The 20484-nt window shown below is 65.9% G+C and carries 20 protein-coding genes; 9 read left to right on the forward strand and 11 right to left on the reverse strand.

Annotated elements, in window-relative coordinates; genetic code table 11:
- Positions 1-5: 5 nt before the first annotated feature.
- Positions 6-635, reverse strand: coding sequence for a TetR/AcrR family transcriptional regulator (locus RND64_RS06745; protein WP_049699685.1), 630 nt, complete (start codon positions 633-635; stop codon positions 6-8).
- Positions 636-702: 67 nt separating this feature from the next.
- Here RND64_RS06745 and RND64_RS06750 point away from each other — a divergent pair, with 67 nt between their 5' ends.
- Positions 703-2103, forward strand: a complete 1401-nt coding sequence (locus RND64_RS06750) for an MDR family MFS transporter (protein WP_049699684.1) — start codon at positions 703-705, stop codon at positions 2101-2103.
- Here RND64_RS06750 and RND64_RS06755 read toward each other — a convergent pair.
- Positions 2087-2845 (reverse strand): LamB/YcsF family protein, encoded by a 759-nt coding sequence (locus RND64_RS06755; protein ID WP_049699683.1) that lies wholly within the window; start codon positions 2843-2845, stop codon positions 2087-2089. The two genes, RND64_RS06750 and RND64_RS06755, sit on opposite strands and share 17 nt — an antisense overlap.
- Positions 2842-3762: an SGNH/GDSL hydrolase family protein gene (locus RND64_RS06760; RefSeq protein ID WP_049699682.1), complete on the reverse strand. Its 921-nt coding sequence runs from the start codon at positions 3760-3762 to the stop codon at positions 2842-2844. Before RND64_RS06760 ends, RND64_RS06755 begins: the two co-directional genes overlap by 4 nt.
- A 62-nt stretch (positions 3763-3824) precedes the next feature.
- On the opposite strand from RND64_RS06760, the gene RND64_RS06765 reads away from it, so the two are divergent.
- The 3 genes from RND64_RS06765 to ilvA all read left to right on the forward strand — a co-directional run bounded on the left by RND64_RS06765 (position 3825) and on the right by ilvA (position 7686).
- Positions 3825-5225, forward strand: coding sequence for a cystathionine beta-synthase (locus tag RND64_RS06765; protein ID WP_049699681.1), 1401 nt, complete (start codon positions 3825-3827; stop codon positions 5223-5225).
- 33 nt (positions 5226-5258) lie between these two features.
- Positions 5259-6413 carry a cystathionine gamma-synthase gene (locus tag RND64_RS06770; protein ID WP_049699680.1) on the forward strand — a complete coding sequence of 385 codons (1155 nt, stop codon included), beginning with the start codon at positions 5259-5261 and terminating at the stop codon, positions 6411-6413.
- A 76-nt stretch (positions 6414-6489) separates the two neighbouring features.
- Positions 6490-7686, forward strand: a complete 1197-nt coding sequence (ilvA, locus tag RND64_RS06775) for a threonine ammonia-lyase (RefSeq protein ID WP_049699679.1) — start codon at positions 6490-6492, stop codon at positions 7684-7686.
- 26 nt (positions 7687-7712) lie between these two features.
- Here the strand turns inward: ilvA and RND64_RS06780 are convergent, their stop codons facing one another.
- Positions 7713-8228 (reverse strand): SRPBCC family protein, encoded by a 516-nt coding sequence (locus RND64_RS06780; protein WP_049699678.1) that lies wholly within the window; start codon positions 8226-8228, stop codon positions 7713-7715.
- 90 nt (positions 8229-8318) lie between these two features.
- On the opposite strand from RND64_RS06780, the gene RND64_RS06785 reads away from it, so the two are divergent.
- Positions 8319-11600 carry a BTAD domain-containing putative transcriptional regulator gene (locus RND64_RS06785; protein WP_049699677.1) on the forward strand — a complete coding sequence of 1094 codons (3282 nt, stop codon included), beginning with the start codon at positions 8319-8321 and terminating at the stop codon, positions 11598-11600.
- Positions 11601-11655: 55 nt separating this feature from the next.
- On the opposite strand, the gene RND64_RS06790 is transcribed toward RND64_RS06785, so the two are convergent.
- From RND64_RS06790 to RND64_RS06800, 3 genes are all read right to left on the reverse strand, one after another.
- Positions 11656-12492: an ABC transporter permease gene (locus RND64_RS06790; RefSeq protein ID WP_049699676.1), complete on the reverse strand. Its 837-nt coding sequence runs from the start codon at positions 12490-12492 to the stop codon at positions 11656-11658.
- On the reverse strand, positions 12492-13532 hold the full coding sequence (locus RND64_RS06795) for an ATP-binding cassette domain-containing protein (protein ID WP_049699829.1): 1041 nt from the start codon (positions 13530-13532) through the stop codon (positions 12492-12494). Before RND64_RS06795 ends, RND64_RS06790 begins: the two co-directional genes overlap by 1 nt.
- A gap of 113 nt (positions 13533-13645) precedes the next feature.
- Positions 13646-13975, reverse strand: a complete 330-nt coding sequence (locus RND64_RS06800) for a hypothetical protein (protein WP_200903269.1) — start codon at positions 13973-13975, stop codon at positions 13646-13648.
- A 166-nt stretch (positions 13976-14141) separates the two neighbouring features.
- Here RND64_RS06800 and RND64_RS06805 point away from each other — a divergent pair, with 166 nt between their 5' ends.
- Positions 14142-15044, forward strand: coding sequence for a hypothetical protein (locus tag RND64_RS06805; protein ID WP_049699827.1), 903 nt, complete (start codon positions 14142-14144; stop codon positions 15042-15044).
- A 113-nt stretch (positions 15045-15157) separates the two neighbouring features.
- On the opposite strand, the gene RND64_RS06810 is transcribed toward RND64_RS06805, so the two are convergent.
- Positions 15158-16039 carry an SGNH/GDSL hydrolase family protein gene (locus RND64_RS06810; RefSeq protein ID WP_049699675.1) on the reverse strand — a complete coding sequence of 294 codons (882 nt, stop codon included), beginning with the start codon at positions 16037-16039 and terminating at the stop codon, positions 15158-15160.
- Between the two features lie 202 nt (positions 16040-16241).
- On the opposite strand from RND64_RS06810, the gene RND64_RS06815 reads away from it, so the two are divergent.
- Positions 16242-17030, forward strand: a complete 789-nt coding sequence (locus RND64_RS06815; RefSeq protein ID WP_049699674.1) for a DUF4352 domain-containing protein — start codon at positions 16242-16244, stop codon at positions 17028-17030.
- A 93-nt stretch (positions 17031-17123) separates the two neighbouring features.
- Here RND64_RS06815 and greA read toward each other — a convergent pair whose 3' ends face one another.
- The 3 genes from greA to RND64_RS06830 all read right to left on the reverse strand — a co-directional run bounded on the left by greA (position 17124) and on the right by RND64_RS06830 (position 19143).
- Positions 17124-17615, reverse strand: coding sequence for a transcription elongation factor GreA (greA, locus tag RND64_RS06820; RefSeq protein WP_049699673.1), 492 nt, complete (start codon positions 17613-17615; stop codon positions 17124-17126).
- A 233-nt stretch (positions 17616-17848) separates the two neighbouring features.
- Positions 17849-18556, reverse strand: a complete 708-nt coding sequence (locus RND64_RS06825) for a queuosine precursor transporter (protein WP_064869615.1) — start codon at positions 18554-18556, stop codon at positions 17849-17851.
- A 113-nt stretch (positions 18557-18669) separates the two neighbouring features.
- Positions 18670-19143, reverse strand: coding sequence for a DUF4307 domain-containing protein (locus tag RND64_RS06830; RefSeq protein WP_049699672.1), 474 nt, complete (start codon positions 19141-19143; stop codon positions 18670-18672).
- A 15-nt stretch (positions 19144-19158) separates the two neighbouring features.
- Here RND64_RS06830 and mca point away from each other — a divergent pair, with 15 nt between their 5' ends.
- Together mca and RND64_RS06840 are read left to right on the forward strand one after the other, a co-directional pair.
- The gene (gene mca, locus RND64_RS06835) at positions 19159-20115 is read left to right on the forward strand and encodes a mycothiol conjugate amidase Mca (RefSeq protein WP_049699671.1); all 957 of its coding nucleotides are present in this window, start codon (positions 19159-19161) and stop codon (positions 20113-20115) included.
- The gene (locus RND64_RS06840) at positions 20112-20474 is read left to right on the forward strand and encodes a hypothetical protein (protein WP_049699670.1); all 363 of its coding nucleotides are present in this window, start codon (positions 20112-20114) and stop codon (positions 20472-20474) included. Before mca ends, RND64_RS06840 begins: the two co-directional genes overlap by 4 nt.
- Positions 20475-20484 lie beyond the last annotated feature (10 nt).

Here is a 20484-nt window from a genome sequence, read left to right on the forward strand (position 1 = left end):
ATTTGTCACTCGTCGGAGCGCGGAGCCTTCGATGCGGTATCCGGTTGGACGAGCGGCAAGAAGACGTCGTCGACGATGGCGCGTAGGACGTCGTCCGGTACGGGTTTCAGGGACATGAGTACCTCGTATCGATAGAGGTCGGCCGGCAGTGTCATGGCTCGCTCGGTCACATGCGCGGGGTCCACCTCGCCACGAGCGATCGCGCGTTCGACGATGGTGGCCATGGTCGACGCACGATCGCCGACGAACAGCGCGCGAACCTCGCGGGGATTGGTGCCGCCCTCGGCGAAGTACTCGCCCAGACTCGACGCCATCATCACCACGAAATCTGCGCGACTGTTGTTCATGTCGCGCAGCGCTTCGAGGACGTCGTCGCGCAGGTTCCCGGTGTCGGGTACGACTACCTCGACCTGTCGCCCGCGATGGGAGATCGCAGCGCGCAGCAGGTCACCGCGCGTCGCCCACCGACGGTAGAGCACGGGCCTGCTGGTCCCCGCTCGTTCGGCGACAGCCTCGAAGGTCAGCCCCGAGTAGCCGCGGTCGAGCAACTGCTCCCACGCGGCGTCGAGGATGGCGGCCTCGAGTTCGGCGCCGCGGCGTCGCGTGGGGTTGGTGTCCCGGTGGTCAAGATCCACTTGCGTATCTTATCGCGTCGGCCTATCGTCGCAATAAGATACACAACTGATTCTTAAGGGGGTTCCCATGACGGCAACAGCGTCCCCGGCGCAGACCATCGATCCCGCGACGCGCCGTGTCGCGTGGGCCGTGATCATCGGTCTGATCGCACCGATCCTCGACACCACGATCACCACCATCGCGCTCGAGACGCTCGGCCGAGACCTCGACGTTCCGGTGTCGACGATCCAGTGGGTCAGTACCGGATACCTCCTGGCGCTCGCCGTCGCGGTGCCGTTGGCGGGTTGGGCGGCAACGCGATTCGGGTCACGCGTCGCCTGGATCGCGGGGCTGCTGATCTTCCTGCTCGGCTCGGTCCTGTGCGCGATGGCATGGGATGCGCCGTCGCTCATCGCATTTCGCGTTCTGCAGGGCCTCGGCGCCGGCCTGATCATGCCGCTGATGATGTCGATCCTGGTGTCGGCGAGTCGCGGAGTGGCGCTCGGGCAGGTCATCGCTCTGGTGTCGATGCCGACCGCGCTGGGCCCGATCCTGGGTCCCGTGCTCGGCGGCGTGATCCTGAACTGGCTCAACTGGCGTTGGCTCTTTCTGATCAACGTCCCGATCGTGGCCGTCGCGCTCTATCTCGCGCGGCGTATCCCCGACGACGACCGCACCCGCGGCGCCGACGACCACCACGCTCACCTCGATGTCGTCGGATTGCTGCTTCTCGCACCGGGTTTGGCGCTGATCCTGCTCGGACTCTCCAACGCCCATGCAGGCTTCGTCAGTCGGAGCGTGATGATTCCGCTGATCGTCGGCGTGATCACGCTGGGAGTCTTCGTGGTGCGCAGCCTGGTGTCTGCGCGCCAGGGGATCGTCGACATCCGGATTCTTGCTCATCGCGCAGTTGCCGCGTCGTCGGCCGGACTGTTCGCGTTCGGCATCGCATCGTTTGGAGCAATGTTCTTGCTGCCCTTGTTCTTTCAGCAGGTGTTCGGCGATTCGGTGCTCCGGGCAGCGCTCTATCTGATCCCGCAGGGCGTCGGAGCGTTCGTGACCCGCGGAGTCGCGGGAAAGTTGACCGACCGGTTCGGCGGGCGTTGGGTGGCGGCGTGCGGGTTCGTGATCGTCGCGGCCGCCACCGTGCCGTTCGCGTTCGCCGATGCGGGAACCTCGGTGATCTGGTTGATGATCGCCCTGCTGTTCCGCGGACTCGGACTCGGTTTGTTGTTGTCGCCGATCATGGCTGCAGGCTTCATCGGCGTCCCCGACTCCGCGCGTCAGGACACCAGCATGCTCACCCGGATCACCCAGCAACTCGGCGGCTCCTTCGGAACCGCGATCCTCGCCGTCGTGGTCATGTCGGCGGCCTCGGTGGCAGCGGGCTTCTCGGAAGCCTTCTGGTGGTCGGTGGTGTTCGCACTGGTGGGCGCGGTGCTCGCGCTCATGCTGCCGTCGCGGCCTACGCTCACGAGAACGGCGTGATCTCGATGCCCTCGGCGGTCAGCAGTTCGCGGGTTGCCACCGCCATCGCGACAGCGGCGGGACTGTCGCCGTGCAGACACACCGAGTCGACGTCGATCCGTATCGTGTCGCCTTCGACGGAGTCGACGACGCCGTCGGAGACCATGCGCAGCACCCGCCCGGCGACCACCGTCGGATCGTCGAGCACTGCGCCCGGTTCGCGCCGGGAGACCAAGGTGCCGTCGGAGTGGTAGGCGCGATCCGCGAAAGCTTCTCGGACAACGCCGATTCCGCGATCCGAGGCGATCTCGAGCAGCAGCGACCCCGGCAAGCCGAGTACGGGAAGAGCTGGATCGACCGCGGCGATGGCGTCGACGACGGCGCGCGCGTGCACTTCGTGATGGACGGCCGTGTTGTACAGCGCCCCATGCGGTTTGACGTAGCTGACCGTGGCTCCGGCGGCGCGAGCAATGGCCTGTAGCCCGCCGATCTGATAGACGACGTCGTCGGTCAACTCCGTGAGCGTGGCGTCGACGAACCGCCGCCCGAAGCCCGCGAGGTCTCGATAGCTGACCTGTGCGCCGATGCGGACACCGTTCGCGAGCGCGCTTCGACATGTTCGTGCCAGCGTGCTCGGATCGCCCGCATGGAAACCGCAGGCGACGTTGGCGCTGCTGACGACCTCGAGTACGGCGTCGTCGTCGCCGAGTTCCCAGCGGCCGAACGACTCGCCGACGTCGCTGTTGAGATCGATGCGCGTCATTCGACGGTCCGTGCGCGCCGCAGCAGGCGGGACATGAATTTGCTGGCGGGCACGGTCTCGGACAACTCGGGCGGCTCGGGTAGCGGTGCAGGCCCCCACTCGCCGATCTCTTCGAGGACCGGGGGAGTGAGGATTGCCGCGGCGAGTTCGTATCCGGCGGCGGACGGGTGGAACTGGTCGGGAGAGAACATGTGGTCGGGCTTGGCCTTGAACTCCTCGGAGAGCAGGTCGGCCAGCGGAACGGCGACGCCTCCTGCACTACGTACCGCTGCCGCCTGGCGGGCGGCGAGCCGCAAGCCCCAGACACGCAACACCGACCGCAGCGGCTGCGGGATCGCGGTGATCACGCCGAAGTCCGGGCAGGTGCCGACAACGACCACGGCACCGGTCTCGCGCAGTCGCCGAACCGCGGCGCCCAAGCGATTCGCCGAGGCCCGGATGCCGTTGGTCGCGGTCACGTCGTTGGCGCCGACCAGGACGACCGCGACGTCGGGTCGAAGTCCCGCGATCAGCATCGCGTCGATCTGCGCGGCCAGGCCCTTCGACGTCGCCCCGACGATGGCCTTGTTGCTGTAGCGGATCGCCCGACCGGTATCCGCTGCGACGCGACGGGCGACACGCACGCCGGGGGTGTCGTCTGCCGACTCGACGCCGAGTCCGGCGGCCGTCGAATCGCCGAACACGGTCAGGTGCAGGTCGGCGGTGGAGTCGCGGGTGACGCGCAGTGGGCCGCCGCCGTCCGGCAGGTAGATGCCGTCGCCGTTGGGGGCGTTGTCGGTGCGGTGGGGGATGGTGGTCCTGGCTTGTTGTGCCTGCCAGACCAGCACGTTGTATGCCGCCCAGGTGGCGCCGGCCCCCGCGGCCGTCGCGGTCGCTGCGGCACCGACATCGCGGAGGACGTGACGCGAATCGGACACGCGTCCCAGCTTAGCGGCAAGTCGAATGTGGACGGCTTGCGACGCTCTGGGACCATAGAGGTATGCGCATCGCCAATCACGTCGTCGACCTGGTGGGCAACACACCACTGGTCAAGCTCAACTCGGTGACCTCGCCCGGATCGGGGCTGGTCGCGGCCAAGGTTGAATACCTCAACCCGGGCGGCAGCAGCAAAGACCGTATCGCCGTGCGGATGGTCGACGCCGCGGAGAAGTCGGGGGAGTTGAAGCCCGGCGGCACGATCGTCGAGCCGACGTCGGGCAACACCGGTGTCGGGCTGGCGCTCGTCGCGCAGCAGCGCGGATACAAGTGCATCTTCGTGTGCCCCGACAAGGTCGGCGAGGACAAGCGCAACGTCCTGCGTGCCTACGGCGCCGAGGTCGTCGTGTGCCCGACAGCCGTCCCGCCCGAGCACCCCGACAGCTACTACAGCGTCTCCGATCGTCTGGTGCGTGAGGTCGACGGTGCGTGGAAGCCCAACCAGTACTCCAACCCCGCGGGTCCGCAGAGTCACTACGAGACCACGGGCCCGGAGATCTGGCGCGACACCGACGGCACGATCACCCACTTCGTCGCGGGCGTCGGCACCGGTGGCACCATCACCGGCACCGGCCGGTATCTCAAGGAGGTATCCGGCGGCAAGGTCAAGGTCGTCGGCGTCGACCCCGAGGGATCGGTGTACTCCGGCGGCACCGGGCGGCCATACCTCGTCGAGGGCGTCGGTGAGGATTTCTGGCCCACCGCGTACGACCCGAGCATCCCCGACGAGATCATCGCGGTCTCCGACGCCGACTCGTTCGACATGACCCGACGCCTCGCCCGTGAGGAGGGTCTGCTCGTCGGCGGTTCCTGCGGCATGGCGGTCGTCGCGGCACTGCAGGTGGCGCAACGGGAGGGACCCGACTCCGTCGTCGTGGTTCTGCTTCCCGACGGCGGGCGCGGCTACATGGCCAAGATCTTCAACGACGAGTGGATGAGCAGCTACGGATTCCTTCGTACCCCGCTCGACGGGGGCAAGCCGGAGCCTCTCGTGGGAGATGTGTTGCGCGGCAAGACCGGTACGCTGCCCGACCTCGTGCACACCCACCCGCAGGAGACCCTGCGCGACGCGATCGAGATCCTCCGTGAGTACGGGGTGTCGCAGATGCCGGTCGTCGGCGCCGAGCCGCCGGTGATGGCGGGCGAGGTCGCAGGCGCGGTCACCGAACGTGATCTGCTCTCCGCGGTGTTCGAGGGTCGTGCGAACCTCGCCGATCCCGTGTCTGCGCACATGGGAGATCCGTTCCCGCTCATCGGTTCCGGTGAGCCCGTGTCCGCGGCGACCAAGGCGCTCGGCGAGTCCGACGCACTCATGGTCGTCGAGGACGGAAAGCCGATCGGTGTCATCACCCGACACGATCTGCTGGCGTTCGTCAGCACTCATCCGACGATCACCGCCGGTTAGCGTCCAGATACCCACTCAGCGAGGAGTTCTCACGTGAAGAAGTACCAGCGTCCACGCGGCTTTTCCACCGAAGCCATCCACGCAGGCTACGACCCCGACCCGCAGACCGGCGCGGTGAACGTCCCGATCTACGCGAGTTCGACGTTCGCCCAGGACGGCGTCGGCGGTCTGCGTGACGGATTCGAGTACGCGCGTACCGGAAATCCGACGCGTCGAGCGCTCGAGGCGAACATCGCCGCGATCGAGGGCGGAACGTACGGGCGCGGATTCTCCTCCGGCATGGCAGCCACCGACGCGATGCTGCGCGCGTCGTTGCGTCCCGGCGACCACCTCGTCATCCCGAACGACGCCTACGGCGGCACCTTCCGCCTGATCGACAAGGTCTTCACCCAGTGGGGCATCGACTACTCGGTGGCACCGGTCAGCGACATCGACGCGGTACGAGCGGCGATCACCCCGAAGACCAAGCTCGTGTGGGTCGAGACACCGACCAATCCGCTGCTGAACGTCGGCGACATCGCCCGTCTCGGTGAGATCGCGCACGAGGCGAAGGCAAAACTGGTGGTGGACAACACCTTTGCGACGCCGTACCTGCAGCGTCCGCTGGAACTCGGTGCCGACGTCGTACTGCACTCCACGACCAAGTACCTCGGCGGCCACTCCGATGTCGTCGGTGGCGCCCTGGTCACCGACGACGAGCAACTCGACTCCGACATCGCGTTCCTGCAGAACGGTGCGGGCGCTGTGCCGGGTCCGTTCGATGCCTACCTGACGATGCGTGGCATCAAGACGCTCGCGGTCCGGATGGAGCGGCACTGCGACAATGCCGAGAAGGTCGCCGAGTACCTCAACCGCCACGACAAGATCGAGCGCGTGCTGTACCCGGGCGATCCCTCGCATCCCGGTTACGAGGTCGCCGCCAAGCAGATGAAGCGCTTCGGCGGGATGGTCTCGGTGTTGGTGTCCGGCGGCATCGAGGACGCCAAGAAATTCTGCGCCCGCACCGAGGTGTTCACGCTCGCCGAATCGTTGGGCGGCATCGAATCGCTGATCGAGCATCCCGGTGCGATGACCCACGCCTCGACCGCCGGGTCGTTGCTCGAGGTGCCCGAGAACCTGGTGCGCCTGTCCGTCGGCATCGAGGACATCGACGACATCCTCGCCGACCTGGAGCAGGCGCTGCAGTAGGTCGGACCGCTGGTATTCGGGACCGCCGCAGGTTGCGCTGCGTGAGGCATTGCAACCGCGTACGTTGACGCTCATTATGCTGATCACACAAGCCGAGATCGACGACGCCGCGATGGTGTTGGCGCCCGTGATGCGCCGCACTCCGATGGTGGCGTCGCGGGTGTTGTCCGAGCGCAGCGGCTCCGACGTCTGGCTCAAGTGCGAGAACCTGCAGCGCACAGGATCGTTCAAGCCTCGCGGCGCGTTCTACCGGATCTCGCGGCTCACGCCCGAGGAGCGTGCCGCGGGCGTCGTTGCGGCCAGTGCCGGCAATCATGCACAGGGAGTGGCATGGTCGGCGGCCCACCTCGGCATCACCTCGCGCGTCTATATGCCGGTGGGCGCCGCCTTACCGAAGTTGGCCGCCACCAAGGCATATGGGGCAGAGGTCGTGCTCGTCGGTGAGACGATCGACGAATCACTGGTCGCCGCACGAGCTTTCGCCGAAGAGACCGGTGCGACGCTGATCCACCCGTTCGATCATCGCGACATCGTGGCGGGGCAGGCGACCGTCGGCGTCGAGATCTGTGAGCAGATGCCCGACGTCGGTTCGATCGTCGTCCCGCTCGGCGGAGGTGGGCTGCTCGCCGGGATCGCTGCCGCGGTGAAGGCACGGCGACCCGACGTCCGGATCATCGGTGTCCAAGCAGCGCAGGCAGCGGCATGGCCGACCTCGCTGCAGGAGGACATGCCCGTTGCGGCGACCCACATGTCGACGATGGCCGACGGGATCGCCGTCGCGCTGCCCGGCGACGTTCCGTTCGCCCATGTCCGTGAGTTGGTCGACGACGTGGTCACGGTCGACGAGGGGCAGTTGGCCACCGCGCTGCTCCTGCTGCTCGAGCGCGCGAAGCTGCTCGTCGAACCCGCGGGCGCCGCGGGAGTAGCCGCGCTGATGAGTCTCGACCTCGATCTGCCGGGACCGATTTGCGTCGTCACCTCCGGCGGGAACATCGACCCCCTCGTGCTCAGCCACGTGACCACCGCGGGACTGACCGCGTCCGGTCGTTTCCTGACGGTCACCGCCACGATTCCCGACCGCCCGGGTGGCCTCATCTCGCTGCTCGAACTATTGCGTGAGCAGGGGGCGAGCGTCGTCGACGTCGTGCATTCGCGTGTTGCCGACGACCTACAGCTCGGCGAGGTGCAGGTGACGGTCAGCGCCGAGACCAGGGGCGCAGAGCACCAGGAGGCTGTGCGTGCCGCTCTCGCCGATGCAGGCTTCCTGCGCTGACGGGGTTTTCGGCGACCGGCGTCGGATCAGGTCTGCGGACGCAGTGTCGAGAAGTGGCGCAGGGTGTCGGTTTCGACCGTCTTGAACACCGACGCCGCTGTCGGCCCGCTGAACAGCCTGACCGGCTTGGCTCCGGTCGCGAGTTCGAGAGCAAAGCGCCACACGAGGCGGCAGCCGACGTCGGCGCTGCTGACCTCGGTCAGTTCTCCGAACCGCGACAGGCCGGGTACGGTCACCGATTCTCCGCGAAATGCGTTGCGGTAGTGGTGTTCTGCCGGCTCCTCGACCCAGTCGAAGAAGTACTCGGAGAGTGCCACGCCTGGGCCGAGTTTGGCCTGACGGGTCGTGCCGACACCGTATGGCGGCGGCGAGGTGAACTCGATACCCCTGATCGCCCGGCACCAGTCGAGGGTGTGTTGGCGCGTCAGCTCTGCCCACGCGCGTTCGGGTGTGACCGGCAGGTTGACGTCGATGCGATAGCTCACCGGTGCCGTGTCGAAGAAGTCGAGGTCGAACGAGTCGAGTGCGTAGCTGCGAGCCATCGTGCCATTCAAGCACGGCGCCGCACCGTCTTTCGGCGATACGTCCAGCGCGGACGCTCTCGATATGCACCGCGGGGCTAATCTGGCACAGTGTCCGTCCCCGCAACCACCGTGATCGGTCTGCTCGGTCCCGTCGCCACCGGCGTGTCCGCGGCGCCGGATTCGCCGGTGACGCCGGATGATCTGGTGACGGTTCCGGGCATCCGCGCAAAGCGGCTGTTGGCGTCGCTGGCGCTGGCCGGAGGGCGCACTCGCTCGGCAGAGCGGCTCATCGACGATGTGTGGGGCGACGATCCGCCACGGTCACCCGGGGCGGCACTGCACACCCAGATCTCCCGGCTGCGGACCGTCCTCGGGGCCGGGCGCCTCGAGGCGTCGGGCAGCGGGTATCGCTTGATCGGCGGACGCACCGACATCGAGATCGTCGAAGAACTCATCGCGCAGGGAACCGTGACCGCGCTCGACGACGCCGCGTCGTGGTGGCGTGGCGAGCCAGGAGATGACCTCGGCGTCGAGGCGGCATCGCTGATCGGCGAGATCCGCGCACGGGCGGGACACGCGGAGGACGCGTTCAACCGTGCTCGCAGCGCGGCCGCGATGAATTCCGGCGACTACTCCACGGCGCGCGAGATCGCTGAACGACGTTGTGCTCGTGACCCATTGGATGAGACGGCTGCGCTGGATCTGATGCGCGCGCTCGCCGGTGAGGGACGCGTCGCCGATGCGCTCGCCGTGTACGCCGCACTGCGCCGTCGACTATCGACGGAGTTGGGCGTCGATCCCGGTCCGACGATCACCGAGTTCCACAACGCGCTGCTCGCCGAGGGAGACCTCGATGTTCGACGCCCCGCTCCGAGCGCCCGACGCTCGAGTATGCAGACGGGTCTGCTGGTGGAGACGAGCGACCTCATCGGGCGTGAGGGCGACGTCGCGTCGATTCTCGAGCAACTGAAGGCGAATCGCGTCGTCACCATTCAGGGGCCGGGCGGAGTGGGTAAGACGCGGGTGGCCAACCGCGTCGGGCACCGGCTCGTCGACGAGGGATCATCTGTCTACTACGTTCCGCTCGCACCGATCCGCAACGACGACGACGTGGTGCCTGCCATCGCTGCGACGCTCGGCGTCGGTGAGTCGGACCTCGGTACCAACGCGCGACCGCGCATCGCGCCGACAGGTGATCTGCAGGACCGATTGATCGACGCGCTGCGCGGGCGGGGCGCGCTGTTGATCCTGGACAACTGCGAGCAGGTGATCGAGCGGTGCGCGCGCCTGGTGGCCGATCTGCTCGCTGCCGACTCGTCGTTGAAGATCCTGGTCACCAGTCGATCCCCGCTGATGCTGCCCGCCGAGCAGATCTTCGGATTGCCGACACTCGATGTCACCGACGACGGTGCCGCCGTCGAACTGTTCGTCACCCGAGCCCGCGCGGTGCGGCCCGACGCCGATCTGCCACACGAATCCGTCGCGCGACTGTGCCGACATCTCGACGGCCTACCGTTGGCAATCGAGTTGGCGGCAGCCCGAATTCGCACCATGACGGTCGAGGAGATCACCGATCGGTTGGCGGAGCGATTCGCACTGCTTCGCGGGACGGACCGCAGCGCTCCGGACCGGCACCGCACGTTGCGGGCCGTGATCGATTGGAGTTGGGACCTTCTCGACGACGATGCGCGTGAGGCGTTGCGTCGGCTGTGTAGATTCCCGGCCGGGTTCACGGCCGACGCGGCGGGAATCGTGCTGGGCTATCGCGGTTTTCGGCTCGACGACACTCTCGCCTCGCTGGTCAATCAGTCGTTGCTGACCGTGATCGAGGCCGACGGTCGGGTGCGCTACCGGATGCTGGAGATGGTGCGCGAGTTCGGCGAGGAGAAGCTCGCCGCGGAGCCGGGGCTGTCGTCGGAGGTCAACTCCGCAATGCGCAAGTGGGCCAGATCCGTTGCGTCGGAGATGGTTACCGGGTATGAGTCGGGCGTGGACGCAGGGTTGATGACCCGTGTTGCCGCCGACGTCGACAACCTCGTCTGGGTGCTCCGCCACTGCACGGAGCTGATCGCGCACGGCGAGAAGGACGACTCAGAGGTGGCCGACGCCGTCGACTGCGCGGTGCGGATCTTTCCCATCCTCGCCGGGTTCTGGATGGCGCGGGGCCTGCACGCGGAGATCATGAACTGGGGGTCGCGGCTGATCGACGTGTTGCCGACGCCACCGCGCGATCTTTCAGACGAGCGTCGACGTGATTGGCAGGCAACGGTTCTCGCGTCGATGACGCATCAGATGCTGCGCCAAGACCTTCGAGAGCTCGCACGTGCGCGGTATTACCTGCGACGACTGCACAATCCCGATCGGATCTATCTCGAGCCGACCGAACTGATGACGGCGTGTGTGCTGAGCCGGAGTACGACCGAGGCCATTCGCTACGTCGTGCGTGGCACCACGAGCCCCGACGAACGGGTGGCGACGACAGCGCTGGGCGGACGGATGAACCTCGCCGAGAACCTCGGCCGTCTGGATAAGGCGGAACGCGACGGTGAGACGCTGCGCAAGCGGTCGCGGCTCGGGAGTGACCACTGGATGTCGGCGATGGCTCAGGTGAGTCTCGGCGGAATCCACAGTCAGCAGGCGAATTGGTCTACCGCCGTTGACTTTTATCGGGGCGGAATCGCCGACCTTGTGCGACTCGGTTCCTTCGAGGACGAGATGCAGACCCGCTGTTACCTTGCGGTGACGCTGATCAACCTCGACCAACTCGACGCCGCAGAAGAACAACTGGTGCACGTTGCCGACGGCTGGACGCCCGATGACCCCGACCCGCGCGGGTTCCCGGAAGTGTTTGCCGGAATGATGTTGGCCTTCGGCGAACTCCGTTACGCGCGTGGCGATCTGGCCGACGCCGCTGAGCTGTTCGCCCGAGCGGGAGACCTGCTGTTGCGTGAGCATCCGATGGCTGCACGGGACCCAGGGGCCGCGATGCTGATCGGTGTTGCCGCCATCGGTCTGGTGCGCACCGGGCAGCTTGATCGTGCACGCGCGTTGCTGCCGGTACTGGCGTCGGGCGTCGTCGAGACGCTGTCGCCGAGTGGGTGGAACGATATCCCGCAGTCCGCGAATTTGGCGGTCGCAACGGGATACGTGTTGTGCGATAGGAGTGAGACCAGACGCGACGGTGCTCGGCTCCTGATGCTCGGAAAACGATTGAAGGCGCGCGTCGATTATCCGGGCTATTACGCAGTGTTGACCGACCTGGTCGGTGCGTCGAAGCTGACGCAGGAGGAGTGGGACGACGTCACCGCCGACATCCCGGGCATGTCCCGGCGGCGCGCGACCGAAGAACTCGTCGAACTGCTTGCGTCGAAGACGCCCCGCCTCGCCTGAGATCACACAGAGCGACGGGCCTGCCGCGTGGCAGGCCCGTCGCTGTGCGTGTTGGTCAGGCGTTGCGCATGTAGGCGCGCACGGCGAGCGGAGCGAACACAGCGGTGATGACCGCTGCGCCTGCCAGCGCCCACACCACGTGGATACCCGCGTGTCCGGTCGCGGTGAGCTCACGCACCGCGGTGACGAGGTGGCTCACCGGATTCACGTTCACGAATGCCTGCAACCAGCCCGGCATTGTGTCGACGGGAACGAACGCATTCGACATGAAGGTCAGCGGGAACACGACGAGCATCGAGATTCCCTGTACGGCAGAGGCTTTGCTCATTATGCAACCCATGAGTGCGAAGATCCAGGAGACGGCGAAGCTGCACACCATGACCAGGACAACCGACGCGATGACACCGAGGGCGTCGGGGCGCCAGCCCATGATCAGGCCCATCACGACGGTGATGATGCTCGCGATGAGGTAGCGGATCACGTCGGCGAGAAGGGCTCCCGCAAGCGGACTGATGCGTGCGATCGGCAGCGAGCGGAATCTGTCGAAGACACCTTTGTCCATGTCTTCACGCAACTGTGTTCCGGTCACGATGGAGCTCATCACCACGGTCTGCACGAGGATTCCCGGGATGATGACGGGAAGATAGGACGAGACGTTGCCACTGATGGCACCGCCGAAGATGTAGGTGAACATCACCGTGAAGATGATCGGCATGATGGTCACGTCGAATAGTTGCTCGGGGTTGTGCCGGAGTTTGAGCACACCGCGGTAGGCCATGGTCAGCGACTGGCGTGCGGTCTCCGCGAGAGAGACGGACTGTTTCGCTCGTGCTCGGATGGCGCCGGTGGTGATGGCATTGGGTGTGACGGCTCGGGGAAGTGTTGTGGTCATCAGAGGTTCTCCTCTTGCGTGGCGTCTTCGTCTGCGGGGGCGTCGTGGGAATCGGCGGGTTTGCCGGTGAGGGTGAGGAACACCTCGTCGAGGCTCGGTTTCTGGACGTTGATCTCGTCGACGGTGATGCCGTCGGAGCGCATGGCGATCAGGACGTCGGGCACGAGGTCAGGGCGGTGCAGTGGAGCGGAAATTCTGCTTGCTTCTGCCGATAGGGTTGCGGGCTCGCCCAGGACGCGTTCGACGATCTCGGCGACGCGCGGGGCGTCGGACCGTTCGAGTGGGGCGAGTTGCAATGTCGCCGCGCCCACCGAGTTCTTCAGGGCGTCGGCGGTGTCGTCGGCGATGACACGACCGTGGTCGATCACCGCGATGCGATCGGCGAGTTGGTCCGCCTCGTCGAGGTACTGGGTTGTCAGCAGCACGGTGGCGCCGTCGGCGACGAGTCGGCGGATGGTGTCCCACATCTGGGCGCGGGTGCGGGGGTCGAGTCCGGTGGTCGGCTCGTCGAGGAACAGCAGTGGTGGGGTGTCGATGAGGCTGGCCGCGAGGTCGAGGCGTCGACGCATTCCACCGGAGAAGTCCTTGAGTGGGCGGTCTGCTGCTTCTGTGAGTGAGAACTCGTCGAGCAGTTCGTCGGCTCGGACCTTGGCTGCTTTCCGCGAGAAGCCGAGCAGAAGGGCGAAGACGACGAGGTTCTGTCTCGCCGTCAGGTCTTCGTCGACCGAGGCGTACTGGCCGGTGACGCCGACCAGCGACCGGACGGCCGTCGAGTCGCGCACGACGTCGTAGCCGAAGATTGTGGCTGAGCCCGCGTCTGGTCGCAGGAGTGTGGCCAGCATGCTGACGGTGGTGGTCTTGCCTGCTCCGTTGGGGCCGAGGACGCCGTACACAGAGCCGGTTGGAACTGCCAAGTCGACGCCGTCGACGGCGCGGTTCGAGCCGAATTGCTTGACCAGTCCGCGTGCATCGATGGCAAGTTCGGAACCCAGTGGGTTCGACGCGCTCGTCGTCGCAGTGGTGGTGGTTGTCGTAGTCATGGCGTCAGCCTGCACTACGCGACTGTCGTGGGCCTTACGTCAACTGTCATGCAGCGGCGTCGAAGCGTCCGCGGTGTCAGGGCGCCGTGAGATCTGTGGTGGGGCGGGCGAGGTCACGCCGCCGATGCGGAGTGCACCGAGTTGCGGTGAGGTGCGGTCGCGAGATCGGTCTCGTAGCGGATCACCGCTGCGACGTGCCCGAGACGCTGCTCGACGATCAAGATCGCCTCTGCCAGTTGCGTGGTGTCGTCGACGTCGGCGACCAGCGCGACGGTGTGTCCGTTGTTGCGCAACATGAACGGCACGACGTCGTAGTAGTTGCTGCTGACGACGGCAACCGGCGTGCCCTCGTCGAACAGGGTCTTGGCGTAGTGGGCAACGAGTGCGTCGTCGTCGAGGACGACGAGCGGAACGTCGGGGGTTGGCTGCTTGTGCATCTTCATGGTCCGTCCTCCTTTGGATGGTTGAATGCTCTGACTACACGATGAACCCGCAGGTTAGCGATGGTCTGGGGCCAAGCTGTGGATAACCTGTGGTCCGAAGCCATGTGTGGATTTCCTGTGGACGGGCGCGGTGACTCCGGTCGTGATCGCGCCTAGCGTGCAGCGCATGGGGAGACGAAATCACAAGTCACGCAAGCCAACTGTCGGTCGCACGCGCAACGGCACCACCGGCAGCGATCGGCAGTATCACGCCGCCACCGGGCGACGGCTCAATCAGATTCCGTGGGCGGCGACGGGCATGCCCGACGTTCAGGCCGCGCTCGTCGACGCCTTCCGCGGACTCGCCGAGGAGTGGGCCGCATACATACGTCCGGTCGGCGTGCGGATGCTCCACGCGATGAAGCGATTCGATCAGTACCGAGACGGACATCTCGCACTCACCGAGGACGAATGCGCCGATCTTGCCGAGGACTACATCGAGAGCGTCGACCTCTATAAGCTGCTGCGCGGACTCCTCGGCCGCGCCGATACGTCCGCCGAGGTTCTTTCGAGGGTCTCGCCGATCTGGGTGCCCGAGTCGGTCACCAGCGAGGCGAGGTCTGCGGACGGCGGTGCGAGCATTCGCGTACTGCCCGAACTGGGCAGCGCGGGGCTCCTCGTCTTCGAGAAGCCTCTGACACGTATGACGGAGGGACCGCTACCCAACGGTGTCATCACGCCGACCGTCGACGTCGATGGCGTGCTGTGGTGGTCGCACGCCGAGTTCGCCGACATCGGGCTCGGTGGAGCGTGCACGAAGGAGGATACGACGACATGCGGGTCGTTCGAGGTGCAGCCGCTGACCCGCAGCCGCGACCTGCAGCCGCTGCGCGGCGAGGCATGGCGACTGTCGCTGCTGACCGAGGTGGCCAACTACAGCGTCGAACCGTGCGACGACATGTCGGACGCGCCGTCGGGCACACCGCTCTTCCAGATGTTCGACCGCTTGGGAGTTATGTTGGGGCGCAGTGACATTCACGTGAGTGACGAGTCGGGAGCGCTCACCATCCGCCGCGACGACGCGGCGTGAGTCAGCTGCGGTGTGGAGTCGGACCTAGATGTGGACCTAATCGAAGGAGTTGGGTGCGGCAGCACCCAACTCCTTCGATACGACACACATGTTCGTGGTGGATGCCCGGCTGGTTACCGCGCCAGACCGAGCGTCCGGCTGACGATGCCCGCCATCTCGCGCTCGCCAAGCGCGTTGGGATGCACGGGGATCGGCTGGACGGTGCCGAAGATCGGTTCAACCCAGCGCACGCCCACCGGCTTGCAACCATCGTGGCCGATCGACGGTGTGGTGGCGTCGACGAAGGTCACCCCGGTTGTCGTGGCCGCGCGCTTCACGGCGTCGTTGAGTGCGGTCTGGATTCCGTGCGCATACGGCAGATCGCCGGCGGCGACAGGCAGATTGGGGCACGCCTGTGCGGTCGCGGGCATGATGAGCGGGTAGCTGACGATTGCGACGCGAGCCCTGGGCGACTTCGCGCGAATTGCCTTGAGCGCGTTCACGATCTTCGGGTAGGTCGCGCTCTGGATCTCGCGTGTCACCGACGAGCCGTACTGGTCTTTGCACGGCGTGCCGCGGAAACCTGCGGCGACTCCTGCTGCGACACACTTCGCGACGGTGCCGGCGAAGACGTTGCCGTCGTTGCCTCCGATCATCAGGGTGACCAGTTGTGTGGTGGGCCGTAGGGCGCGCAATTGTGGTGCGACGTCAGGGTATTGGCGAGTGAAGAAGTCTTTGGTCTGTGCGCCACCGCAACTGACGTCCTTGAGTGAGAAGCCATTGCGGCGTGCGATCACGTGCGAGAAGTTGTTGCTCGACTGCGTGCAACTGCCGGGTTTGTCTGGCGCGGTGGGGGATACCCCGGAACCCGCGGAGTAGCTGTCTCCGAGGTTGACGTACGCGAGCGGCGCGGGGGCGGCGTCGGCGAGTGTGGGTGTCGAAACCGAGGTCAGCAGTCCGACGGCCACGGCAGCGGCGACGACCCCGACTCGGCGCAGAGTGATGCGCGTTTTCATTCCTGAGTCTTAGCATCGCGAAACACCCGCGCGAGACGTTTTGGTCAAACACGTCTCAGGCAGGGTACGAGTTTGCGGCTGCTCCGCGGAGCACTCGGATTCACCCGTTCAGACGACGCACTACGCGGCCGTTTTTGTCGGAGTCGATCCATAGAGTCCCCTTCGTCGCCGAACGTACGGCGTCGCGAACGAAGGAAGACCAATGACGAACCCTCCGAATGCGCCCCAGTCGGGCGCGCCCCAGCCCGGTGTCCCCCAGTCGGGCGCGCCCCAGTCCGGTGTGCCCCAGTCCGGTGTGCCCCAGTACGCGTACCCGCAGACCGGTGCCGGGCAGTTTGCCGGAGCGCCGAACACGGTGCCGCAGTACGGCTTTCCGCCTCAGGGTCCCGGCGGCCAGCCGGTCAATCAGCCGCCCAAGAAGCGGCGCAAGTGGCCGTGGATTCTCGGTGCGCTGGTGGTGTTGATCGTGATCATCGTTGCGGTGTCGGGAGGCGGGTCGGACTCGGATTCGTCGTCGAACTCGACGTCGGCGGGGTCGTCGCAGCAGGGTGCCGAACAGAAGAACGCTGGTGCGGAAAAGGACAGCGGCGCAGCGGGACTCAATACTCCTGTGCGCGACGGCAAGTTCGAGTTTGTCGTCACGGGAGTGGAGAAGGGGCTGTCGAGTGTCGGCGACAATCCCTATCTGACCGAGCAGGCGCAGGGGCAGTTCGTGGTTGTCTCGATGACGGTGCAGAACACGAGCAAGGAGCCGCAGAGCTTCTCGCCGTCGGATCAGAAGCTCGTCGACGACCAGGGTCGCAGTTTTGAACCGAGCACCTCCGCGCAGATCGCCCTCGGCGGCTCCGACATTCCGGTGTGGGACAACATCAATCCGGGCAACACCGTCGATGCCAAGGTCGTCTTCGACATGCCGAAGGATGCGACTCCGGCGACCATCGAGCTGCACGACTCGATGTTCTCGGGTGGCGTGAAGGTGCGTCTGAACTGATCATCTCGCGGTGAGATACGACGAAAGGTTGCTGTGGGCTGCGGAATCCGCAACCCGCAGCAACCTTTCAGCCTGCTGTAGTCCCGTAGGGGGTCAGCTGTGGTACGGCTCGGCCTTGACGAGCGTCACCTTCACCACCGAGCCGTTGGGCACGGTGTATTCGCGGGTGTCGCCGACCTTGGCGTCGATCAGTGCGGAGCCGAGCGGCGAGCTCGGCGAGTAGGTCTCGAGCTTGCCGGCCTGTGCCTCTTCGCGGGTGGCGATGAGGAAGGTCTCTTCGTCGCTCTTGTCGCCGTCGTAGTACACGGTGACGACGGAACCGGGCAGTGCGACGCCGGACTGTGTCGGGGCCTCGCCGACCTTCGCGTTGTTGAGCAACTCCTGGAGCTGGCGGATACGGGCTTCCTGCTGGCCCTGCTCCTCGCGGGCGGCGTGGTAGCCGCCGTTCTCCTTGAGGTCGCCCTCTTCGCGACGCTCGTTGATCTCGGCAGCAATGACCGGACGGTTGGCGATCAGAGAGTCGAGCTCGCTCTTGAGGCGGTCGTGCGACTCCTGGGTCAGCCAGGTCACCTGGGTGTCGGTCATCGGTCACTCCTTTGTGTTGTCCGCTCCCCGGCAATGTCTGAACCGGGGCACTGTCCCGAATCGGGACACATGGACTGCTGTAAATGCTTGGTTTGCCCACATGCTTCATGCGCGCACGTGCTTGGTTATGTCACACGCGGTAGCACGTGTGGGCCTGCTCTAAATGCAGCAACACGACCCCTCTCGGAGCCGTGTATTCAGTCAGGATACCAAATCCAGACGGATGTGGCACATCACACGTCGGTCGTGTTGACCTCGGCGAGGGCCTGCTGGTAGCTGGGTTCAGATCGTTTCAGCCATGCGACGACGCCGTAGGTGATCGGCATGACGAGGATTTCGACGAGCGTTTTCCAAATGAATCCGACGGCGGTGTAATTGATGAAGTCGCCCCACGTCGAAATTCCCAGGGCGGATGCGGCAATCGAACAGAACACGAGTGTGTCGGCGAATTCTCCGACGACGGTTGAGCCGAGTAGCCGTGCCCACAGTCGCTTTTCGCCCGCGCGTTGCTTCATCTTGACGAGCACGAACGAGTTGAGGAACTCGCCTGCGAGGTAGCCGGCCAACCCGGCGAGTAAGAACTGGGGCACCACTCCGGCTACGCGTGTGAACGCTTCTTGGCCGTCGTAGAAGTCGGCAGCGGGCAGGTGGATGGTCGCCCAGAAACACAGTGACGCCAAGAGGAGGACGGCGAAGCCTGCGAGGATCGTCCGGCGCATCGCCTTGAATCCGTAGACCTCGCTGATCACGTCGCCCAGGACGTATGCCAGCGGAAAGAGGTAAAACGCGCCGTCGGTGACCAGGCCGTTCATGTGGATTGGGCCGACGTCGAGGTGGAGCCAACTGTCGAACAACACGACACCCTTGGTGCCGGTGATGTTGCTGATGAGCATGACACCGATGAACAGCGCCACCAACGCGGGGAAGTACGGGCTGCTCAGGTGGGCGAAGACCGCCTTGTCCGGTCTTCCCCTTTTGTCGTGTTTACCCGGCGCGTCGCGTACGCCGCGGTCACCGTCTGGAGTGGCCGACGTCGGCACGGGACGCTCTTCTGTCACGACGCGGAGGAGGTCAGGTAAGCGGGGACGTCGGTGCTGCAGCCGAAGACCTCACCGATGACCGGCGGCCCGGACGTCTTGATGACGGTGCGCAGTCCCTGCTGCTGGGTGCCCGGCGGTACGAGAACCTCACGACGCCCCGCCTCCGAGCCGTCCTTGACCCTGGCGCGGACAACGCATGCCACCGGCTGGGTCGGGTCCTTGCGGGTCACCGTGTACAGCACGGCGACCGATGAGTCGTCGAGGATCTCGTAGCCGGTCGCCTGTCCGCTGACATCGGGATCGGCGAACTTGTTGTAGCCGATTGCGGCCAGGATCACACCGAGGACCACAACCGTGACTGCCGATGCGATGAACCACAGGCGCCGACTCCGGGCCGACTGTGCGACGGGATAGGTGGCACGCGGTCCGCTATGCGGTTGTTTGTGCAGGTCGGGTTCCTGCGGCGTGCCCCCGTCTGAACTGTTCACGGGTCAATACCTACCATGAGAGGAGTACGTATCCGAAGGCGAGGAACCGTGACCGAATCGCGCACGCAGGGCGGCTACCGTCTGATGGCAGTGCATGCCCATCCCGACGACGAGTCGAGCAAGGGCGCGGCCACATCGGCCAAATACGCCGCGGAGGGCAACGAGGTCCTCATCGTGACCCTCACCGGTGGCGAACGCGGCGACATCTTGAACCCGGCGATGGATCGTCCCGGGATCAAGGAGCGGATGACCGAGGTCCGCAAAGAGGAGATGGCGAAGGCTGCCGCTGCGCTCGGCGTCGAGCAGACGTGGCTCGGCTATGTCGACTCAGGCCTGCCGGAAGGCGACCCGTTGCCTCCGCTGCCGGAGGGCTCATTTGCGACGTTGCCGGTCGAGGTGCCGACGGAGAAGCTGGTTGAGCTGGTCCGCGAGTTCCGCCCGCACGTGATGATCACCTACGACGAGCACGGTGGATATCCCCATCCCGACCACATCATGTGCCACAAGGTGTCGGTGGCGGCGTTCGAGGCCGCGGGCGACCCGGCGGCATTTCCCGCCGCGGGCGAGCCGTGGACGGTGTCGAAGCTGTATTACACGCACGGATTCATCCGGGACCGCATGGTGCTGTTCTCCGAGGAGTTCGAGAAGAGCGGTCAGGAGAGTCCATTTGCCGAGTGGCTCTCCAAGTGGGACCCCAGTCGCGGCGATCTCATGGGACGCGTGACCACCCAGGTCGAATGCGCGGAGTATTTCCCGCAGCGCGACGACGCACTGCGTGCGCACGCGACACAGATCGATCCCAACGGCATGTTCTTCGCGGTCCCGCTCGAGTGGCAGCAGCGACTCTGGCCCACCGAGGAGTACGAGTTGGCACAGACGCGGGTGACCACCGCGATTCCGGAAACAGACCTGTTCACAGGTGTATCGCTCGACGACGAAGCCGTCGGGGTTGGGGAGCAGGCGACGTCATGACGTTCTCGACAATCGCGGTGTTGGCCGCACAGCAACCTCAGGGACCCGAGTTCGGCAAGGCCTCGCCGATCGGTCTGCTGGTGATCGTGGTCCTGCTCATTGGCACCGCCTTGCTGATCCGCTCGATGAACAAGCAACTCCGCAAGCTGCCGAAGTCGTTCGACGCCAACCATCCCGAAGCCGACCAGGCCTTCGACGAGGGCACCGACGCGGCCGGTGCTGGTGTTGCGGATAGCGACTCCGAGCGAGCCGCACAGGCAGAAGGTCGCGCCACGGCGACGGGAACCGGAAACGGGGTCTCGGTCAGCGCCGACACCACCGCCGACCCCGCGGTGCGACGGGACTCCGGCGGCACCTGACCTTGTAGTC

This window comes from Gordonia sp. w5E2 (assembly GCF_036540975.1).
Taxonomy (GTDB): domain Bacteria; phylum Actinomycetota; class Actinomycetes; order Mycobacteriales; family Mycobacteriaceae; genus Gordonia; species Gordonia jacobaea.

Coding starts and splice junctions, on each gene's coding strand:
- RND64_RS06750 (WP_049699684.1), top strand. CDS start 703: ATGACGGCAACAGCGTCCCCGGCGCAGACCATCGATCCCGCGACGCGC.
- RND64_RS06755 (WP_049699683.1), bottom strand. CDS start 2,845: ATGACGCGCATCGATCTCAACAGCGACGTCGGCGAGTCGTTCGGCCGC.
- RND64_RS06765 (WP_049699681.1), top strand. CDS start 3,825: ATGCGCATCGCCAATCACGTCGTCGACCTGGTGGGCAACACACCACTG.
- ilvA (WP_049699679.1), top strand. CDS start 6,490: ATGCTGATCACACAAGCCGAGATCGACGACGCCGCGATGGTGTTGGCG.
- RND64_RS06780 (WP_049699678.1), bottom strand. CDS start 8,228: ATGGCTCGCAGCTACGCACTCGACTCGTTCGACCTCGACTTCTTCGAC.
- RND64_RS06790 (WP_049699676.1), bottom strand. CDS start 12,492: ATGACCACAACACTTCCCCGAGCCGTCACACCCAATGCCATCACCACC.
- RND64_RS06795 (WP_049699829.1), bottom strand. CDS start 13,532: ATGACTACGACAACCACCACCACTGCGACGACGAGCGCGTCGAACCCA.
- RND64_RS06800 (WP_200903269.1), bottom strand. CDS start 13,975: ATGAAGATGCACAAGCAGCCAACCCCCGACGTTCCGCTCGTCGTCCTC.
- RND64_RS06805 (WP_049699827.1), top strand. CDS start 14,142: ATGGGGAGACGAAATCACAAGTCACGCAAGCCAACTGTCGGTCGCACG.
- RND64_RS06810 (WP_049699675.1), bottom strand. CDS start 16,039: ATGAAAACGCGCATCACTCTGCGCCGAGTCGGGGTCGTCGCCGCTGCC.
- RND64_RS06815 (WP_049699674.1), top strand. CDS start 16,242: ATGACGAACCCTCCGAATGCGCCCCAGTCGGGCGCGCCCCAGCCCGGT.
- greA (WP_049699673.1), bottom strand. CDS start 17,615: ATGACCGACACCCAGGTGACCTGGCTGACCCAGGAGTCGCACGACCGC.
- mca (WP_049699671.1), top strand. CDS start 19,159: ATGAGAGGAGTACGTATCCGAAGGCGAGGAACCGTGACCGAATCGCGC.
- RND64_RS06840 (WP_049699670.1), top strand. CDS start 20,112: ATGACGTTCTCGACAATCGCGGTGTTGGCCGCACAGCAACCTCAGGGA.